This window comes from Dubosiella muris, assembly GCF_004793885.1.
GTDB classification, from domain to species: domain Bacteria; phylum Bacillota_I; class Bacilli_A; order Erysipelotrichales; family Erysipelotrichaceae; genus Dubosiella; species Dubosiella muris.
The window spans coordinates 176,401-182,826 of sequence record NZ_SRYG01000002.1; the positions used below are offsets into that span (position 1 = coordinate 176,401).

General features: G+C 47.7%; 4 protein-coding genes. 2 read left to right on the forward strand and 2 right to left on the reverse strand.

The window, feature by feature from the left end:
• Nucleotides 1-27 precede the first annotated feature (27 nt).
• Nucleotides 28-2,130 carry a type I pullulanase gene (gene pulA / locus E5336_RS01720; RefSeq protein WP_277820733.1) on the reverse strand — a complete coding sequence of 701 codons (2,103 nt, stop codon included), beginning with the start codon at nucleotides 2,128-2,130 and terminating at the stop codon, nucleotides 28-30.
• A gap of 100 nt (nucleotides 2,131-2,230) precedes the next feature.
• Between pulA and E5336_RS01725 the strand changes: the two genes are divergently transcribed.
• Nucleotides 2,231-3,610 (forward strand): class II fumarate hydratase, encoded by a 1,380-nt coding sequence (locus E5336_RS01725; RefSeq protein WP_135979364.1) that lies wholly within the window; start codon nucleotides 2,231-2,233, stop codon nucleotides 3,608-3,610.
• A gap of 59 nt (nucleotides 3,611-3,669) precedes the next feature.
• Here E5336_RS01725 and cls read toward each other — a convergent pair whose 3' ends face one another.
• Nucleotides 3,670-5,076 (reverse strand): cardiolipin synthase, encoded by a 1,407-nt coding sequence (gene cls, locus E5336_RS01730; RefSeq protein WP_277820734.1) that lies wholly within the window; start codon nucleotides 5,074-5,076, stop codon nucleotides 3,670-3,672.
• A 354-nt stretch (nucleotides 5,077-5,430) separates the two neighbouring features.
• Here cls and E5336_RS01735 point away from each other — a divergent pair, with 354 nt between their 5' ends.
• On the forward strand, nucleotides 5,431-6,327 hold the full coding sequence (locus tag E5336_RS01735) for an NAD(P)/FAD-dependent oxidoreductase (RefSeq protein WP_135979366.1): 897 nt from the start codon (nucleotides 5,431-5,433) through the stop codon (nucleotides 6,325-6,327).
• The last annotated feature ends 99 nt before the right edge of the window (nucleotides 6,328-6,426 follow it).

The window sequence follows — 6,426 nt, forward strand, 5'->3', positions numbered from 1 at the left end:
TTTTCAAATCAGAAATCAAGCTTGTTCTTAATTATTGAAATGGTATACGACCACGCTGTACGGCGCGATTTGCAGGTTGGTCGCGTACTTCTCGTTGCATTGCCCGTTGTCAAACAAAACCTCGCCCCCTTGATGGACCACGTACTGAAAATGCTGGCTGGTCGGGTTGAAAAAAACGATATTGGCGTCGCTGCCGCAGCTCGTCTTGTAAACGAGAACTTGATTGTCGATCGTTTCAAAATGGACGTTGTTTGAAATTTGCTCGCTCGTTGTCAGCCGGAACGCCGGATGCTGGCGGCGCAGCTGGATGAGCGTTTTTGTCGCCTCCACGATTGGCATGTGCCGGTTGCGGCGTTCGTAATCCATTTGATTGACATTATCCGGGTGGTTGTACGTGTTGCCCTGGTTGTGCTTTGTCCGCCCGAATTCCTGCCCCGCGTGCAAAAACGGAATGCCCTGGGCGAGCAGGACCATCGCGTTGGCCAAAACCTGCCGCTTTTCCCGCAGCTCCCGTCCTTCGCCATGGCAGGCGACGCGGTTTTTATCCCAAAGCGTGTGGTTGTCGTGACATTCGACAAAATTGACGACTTTTTGCGGCGAGTTAAAAACAAAATCCTGGCAGCTTCCCGCCATCACGGCTTGGGCTTCCGCGATTTTATCCAAATTGCCGCTGGCGTAGCCTTTTTGCACAAGATCGCCGTTGGAACCGCGAATCGTTTCCCGAAACCGGTCGGAAAAATGGCCGACATGCGGCATTTGGTTTTGATTTTGCTGGGCGGCACGCAAATTTTCCGGCAAAAAGCTTGGCATGTTCCAGCCCTCGCCATAGATCATGAAGCCTGGTTTGATTCGCCGGCACTCCTCGCTGAGTTCGTTCATAAAATTCAAATCGAGAATGCCCATTAAGTCAAAGCGGAAGCCGTCGATGTCGTAAAGCGAAATGATTTTCCGGCATGTGTTGATAAAATAGCGTTTTGACATGATGGGCTGGGTGTCGATGTCGTTGCCGCAAAAGCTGCCGTTGGAAAATTCGCCGTTTTGGTTCATTAAAAAATAGTAATTCGGAACGAGCGTGTCGAGGGCGAACCGCTCTTTTTCATACACGTGGTTGAACACGACGTCCAAATTCACTTTCATTCCATTTTCGTGGCAGCGATGCACAAGCTCGGCCAGCTCGCGAACCCGGGACAACGGATCTTCGGGATCGAGCGCGTAGCTGCCTTCGGGCACGCGGAACTGGACCGGATCGTAGCCCCAGTTGTAGTAGCGGTCCGGGTAATCCTCGTCCACGCTGCCAAAATCAAAGACAGGCATGAGCTGCACGTGGGTGATGCCAAGCGATTTCAAATAAGAAAAACCGACATCTTTCGCTTTGGTCGTTTCGTTTTCCTCGATGAATCCCGCAAATGTTTTTGGATGCTCCACCCCGATGCCGGACTGGCTTGTCATGTCGCGGACATTGGCTTCGTAAATAATGGCGTCCGTGTTGTACTGAAGCGGCTCCATTTCGACTTTTTCCGGCAAACGCATGCGCTCCGGGTCGATGATGATACTGTTTCTCCCGTTCGCGTTCGAAAACAGCGAATACGGGTCGATGCATTCTTTCCATTCCCCCTCGCGCCGGACTAAAAACGAATACGCCTTCCCGTGATGGTCGCCTGCCAGTTCAAACTCAAACAAGCCGTAAGGGCGTTTCGTCATTTCGTACCGCTGCTTTTCCTTCCCGTCGTCGAGGCACAGCAGGATGCGCCGCGTCGTGGGCGCCCATAGTCGAAACGTCGTTTTTTCCTTGGTGTACTCCACGCCGAGGTCGTCGCGGATGTTCGTAAACTGTCTGGAAAACCGCTCTGTTTTGACGATGTGCGAATATTTAGCCGGCGTGGTTTTACAATGCTCGTCATAGACGTTGTATTCCTCGCCGACTTCTAATTCTTCATTGATTGATAATTTATAATGGGTATATCCGTTGTAAAGATCGGATCGTTTCTGTATGGACAAAGGGACGATCCTCCCTTGTGAATCTTTTAGGTGAAACGAAGAGCTTTTCCCCTCAAAAAAATTTTTGGACATATACACGTTGATTGTCGAGTAATCGTCGATATATGCCTCGTATGGTTCTTTCATCCTCATGATTTAAGGCTCCTTCCCATTTTAACTATTTTACCATGGGTCTTTCCTTGTGCGTAGGGGAAATGTTAAAATAGTTTTTAGAGTGTAAGGAGAGAAGGTAATGGAAAAAGTACGAATCGAAACCGATGTATTGGGGGAAATCGCCGTTCCTGCCGATAAGTATTGGAAATCGCAAACGCAGCGCAGTTTGGAAAATTTTCGTATTGGAACGGAAAAAATGCCCAAAGGCATCATCCGCAGCTTTATGATTTTGAAAAAGGCGTGCGCGCAAGCCAATTTGGCGTTTGGAAAAATCAGCGAAAAGCAGGCTGACGCCATCGTCCATGTATGCGACGAGGTGCTGGCGGGCCAGTGGATGGATCAGTTTCCGCTCAGCGTGTGGCAAACTGGTTCAGGCACGCAAACGAACATGAATGTCAACGAAGTGATCACGATGCTTGGCAACGCCTATGCCGGTGAGCAGATTTTGAGCGCGAACGACGTGGTGAACTGTTCCCAATCGTCCAACGACACGTTCCCGGCCGCCTTGCATATTTTATGCGCTCTGGAAGTGCATGAGCGCCTGCTTCCCGCTCTGGATCGAATGATTGCCCAGTTCTCTGTTTTGGAAAAGGAGAACGCCGGAATCATCAAGATCGGGCGCACCCATTTGCAGGATGCGACCCCTCTTTATTTTTCACAGGAATTAAGCGGCTACCGTTCGATGCTTGAACATAGCCGCCAGCAAATTCTCGCCGCTTTGCCGTTCATTTACGAGCTGGCGTGCGGGGCGACCGCCGTTGGTTCGGGCATTAATTGCCCGGTTGGGTTTGATTTGGATGTGACAGGACGCATTAGCGCCAGCACGGGGCTGCCTTTCGTTCCGGATCCAAACAAGTTTCACGCTTTGACCAGCAAAGACGCCTGCGCGTTTCTTTCCGGAGGATTAAAAGCCCTGGCCGCCAACTTGATGAAAATCGCAAACGACATCCGCCTGCTGGCAAGCGGTCCTCGCTGCAATATCCACGAAATCGACATTCCGGCCAACGAGCCCGGATCTTCGATTATGCCCGGCAAAGTCAATCCGACGCAATGCGAATCCATGACGATGGTTTGCGTGCAAGTCATGGGCAACGACGCCACCGTCGGTTTCGCCGCCAGCCAGGGCCAGTTCGAGCTGAACGTTTTCATGCCGGTTATCGCCTACAATTTGGATCAAAGCATTCGGCTGCTGTCGGATTCGATGAATTCGTTTTGCACGCACTGTCTTTCGGGATTGAAGGCAAATGAGGAAAAAATGCGTGAATACGTCGCCAACTCACTCATGCTGGTCACTTGTTTGAACCCTGTCATCGGTTATAAAAAAGCAGCTCAAGCCGCCCAGTACGCGCATCAAAACGACATTAGTTTAAAAGAAGCGATCACAACGCTGGGTTATTTGAGCGAAGAAGAATTCGACCGCTATGTCGACGCGAAAAAGATGATTCATACGGAATTGTAAGGAGCGAATCGCTCCTTTTTTCTTCCTTTTGGGCACAAAAAAAATGCCGATTGGCATTTTTACATGAGTGGAGAAAAGATCCTTAAAATATTGCGGTAATAGCGCACGAGCGGATTGACGTTTCGACACTCTTCATAGGTCACTGGATGCGAATCTTTAAAAATTTGCTCCAGGTCTTTTTTTATCGCCGGCAGACATTCGGTTTTGTACAGCCAGATTCCGCATTCATAATTTGTGTAATAAGAGCGGAAATCCATATTGACCGTTCCGACCAAAGCGCTCTGCCCGTCGCTGAGACATACTTTTCCATGAATAAATCCCGGTGTGTATTCATAAATCTTGACCCCTTTTTTAATTAAGTACTCGTAATTGCTTTTGGTCACTTCGTAAACGAGTTTTTTATCCGGAATGCCTGGAACGACGATGCGAACATCCACACCGTTGTTGACCGCCAGCACAAGCGCGTCGATCATTTCGGCGTCAAGGACCAAATACGGTGTCGTGATCCAAAAATAGTCGACCGCCCCATTCAACATATTCAAATGCATATTCTTTCCCGGATTGGCGTCGTCTGTTGGCGAATCCGAAAACGGAATAATGTATCCTTTGCCATGGATCTTCTCAAACGCCTGATCCGGAAGGAGAAAGTCGTCATATTGCGAATTTTCATGGGACTGGTAATTCCATATTTGTAAAAAGGAAATCGTAAACATTTCCACGCCTTTTCCTTCGATCATGATTCCCATGTCTTTCCAGTATCCAAAGCGCTCTTTCGTGTTGATGTACTCGTCCGCGATATTGATCCCGCCCGTATACGCCTTGAAGCCGTCGATAATGATCATTTTGCGATGATCCCGGTTGTTCATTTGAACCGCGAGCTGCGGACGAATCTTGTTAAAGGAATACGTTCGAATTCCCTGTGCGTTCAACCACGTCTCGTAATCCTCTTTTAAATGCGTGATCGTGCCGAAATCATCATAAATCAAACGCACATCCAGCCCTTCGTTGACTTTTTCCAGCAGCACGGCGAGAATCTCGTCCCACATATTTCCTTGATCCAAAATGAACGTTTCGATAAAAATGAATTTCTTTGCCGATTTCAACGCGTCCATAATGGATTTGTACATCACTTCCCCGCTTTCGAAGTATTTTGTCTTGCAGTCTTCGTACACTGGAAAATATCCATTCGACCAGGCCATGGAAATCATCTTGTCCAGCGTGTAGTCTTCTCCGTTTGTCTTTTCGAGCGTTTTGATGTTTTGCAAGGCGTAGCGTTTGTAATCCGAATACGCCTGTCGGTCTTTGCTCATTAAAACTTTCGGAATTTTTCGTCCGCCAAACAGCAAATACGTGATCCCGCCAAAAACCGGAACGGATAATATCAAAAAGACCCAAAGCAGCTTTGAACTGGAATCCGACTCGCGGTTGCATACATGGATCGCGATAATCGTACTGAGCACAAGCATGAAAAAATAAAAAAACTGAAACCTTGTTGAAAAATACGTTATGATGAAGATAATGGCAATTATCTGCAACAAAAGCGATGTCACGATATAAAACGCTTTTGATTTTAATAGCTTTAAAATTTTTCTCATAAACACCTCGGAGCGATTATAACACAAAACAAGAATCGGGGTTCTTAACAATTTATGAAACCGACTCTGCCTCACCCTCCTCCTTTCTTTTATTTTTTTTATCATAGCGAAACTCTATTTTTTTTCAAAGCATAAACACCTTTCCATTTCTATTTTTCCTTAGCATATGCTGTGCATCCAGACGCGAAAAGCGTCATAATAATAAGGTATAAGGAGGCTATAACAATGTATGATATGATTGTGATCGGCGGCGGGCCTGCTGGTGTCGCCGCGGCGATTTATGGAAAAAGCCGGGGCAAAAATGTTCTCGTTTTGGAAAAAAACAAAGTGGGCGGCTTAATTGGCTCGGTTTCCACGGTAACACATTATCCCGGCATTGTGGAAGAAGAAACCGGAGCGACATTCGCTGCTCGATTAAAAAAACAGGCAGAGTCCTCTGGCATTCCGTTCCAATATGAAGAAGTTACGCAAGTCGATTTGGAAAAATCGCCCAAAACGATCCAAACAAACAAAAACACCTATGAAGCAAAAGCCGTCGTGATCGCCAATGGCGGATCAGGCCGAATGCTTGGAATTCCTGGCGAAACGTTAAAAGGAATGCGTTTGAACGCGCCAAGAGATGGCGAAGCGTACAAAGGCAAAAACGTCTATGTGATTGGCGGTGCCGATGGCGCGGTCAAAGAAGCGTTGTACTTATCCAAACTCGCAAAGGAAGTCATGCTTGTTTGCGTGGAGGATGAACTGGCATGTATTCCTGAATTTAAAGAAAAGGCGCTGCATACGCCCAATTTAAAAATCATGCCGCATTCCAGCTTAGTGGAAGTGCTAGGCGACGGAAAAGTGGAGGAACTCGTCTTCCAGGATAACCAGACTAACGAGAAAACCCACGTAAAAGACGATCAGGCCGGCGTGTTTGTTTATGCCGGAATCGTTCCAAACACGAATGTGTTTCCACAGCTTGACAAAGACGAAGCAGGCTACATTGTAACCGACGAGCAAATGGAAACATCCATTCCGAATGTATTTGCGGCTGGCGACATTCGTTCCAAAAAAATTCGCCAAGTCGCGACCGCGGCGGCCGATGGCGCCATTGCTGGCATTCAAGCGGCTTCGCGCATTTAAAAAAAGAAAACGCAGCGTAAGAAATTTTTGGTTCTTACGCCGCGTTTTTGTTTGCCAAATAAAAAAAAAGAGCCGAGCAACGTCCTATTTTCGCAGGCG

Coding starts and splice junctions, on each gene's coding strand:
- pulA (WP_277820733.1), bottom strand. CDS start 2,130: ATGAGGATGAAAGAACCATACGAGGCATATATCGACGATTACTCGACA.
- E5336_RS01725 (WP_135979364.1), top strand. CDS start 2,231: ATGGAAAAAGTACGAATCGAAACCGATGTATTGGGGGAAATCGCCGTT.
- cls (WP_277820734.1), bottom strand. CDS start 5,076: ATGCTTGTGCTCAGTACGATTATCGCGATCCATGTATGCAACCGCGAG.
- E5336_RS01735 (WP_135979366.1), top strand. CDS start 5,431: ATGTATGATATGATTGTGATCGGCGGCGGGCCTGCTGGTGTCGCCGCG.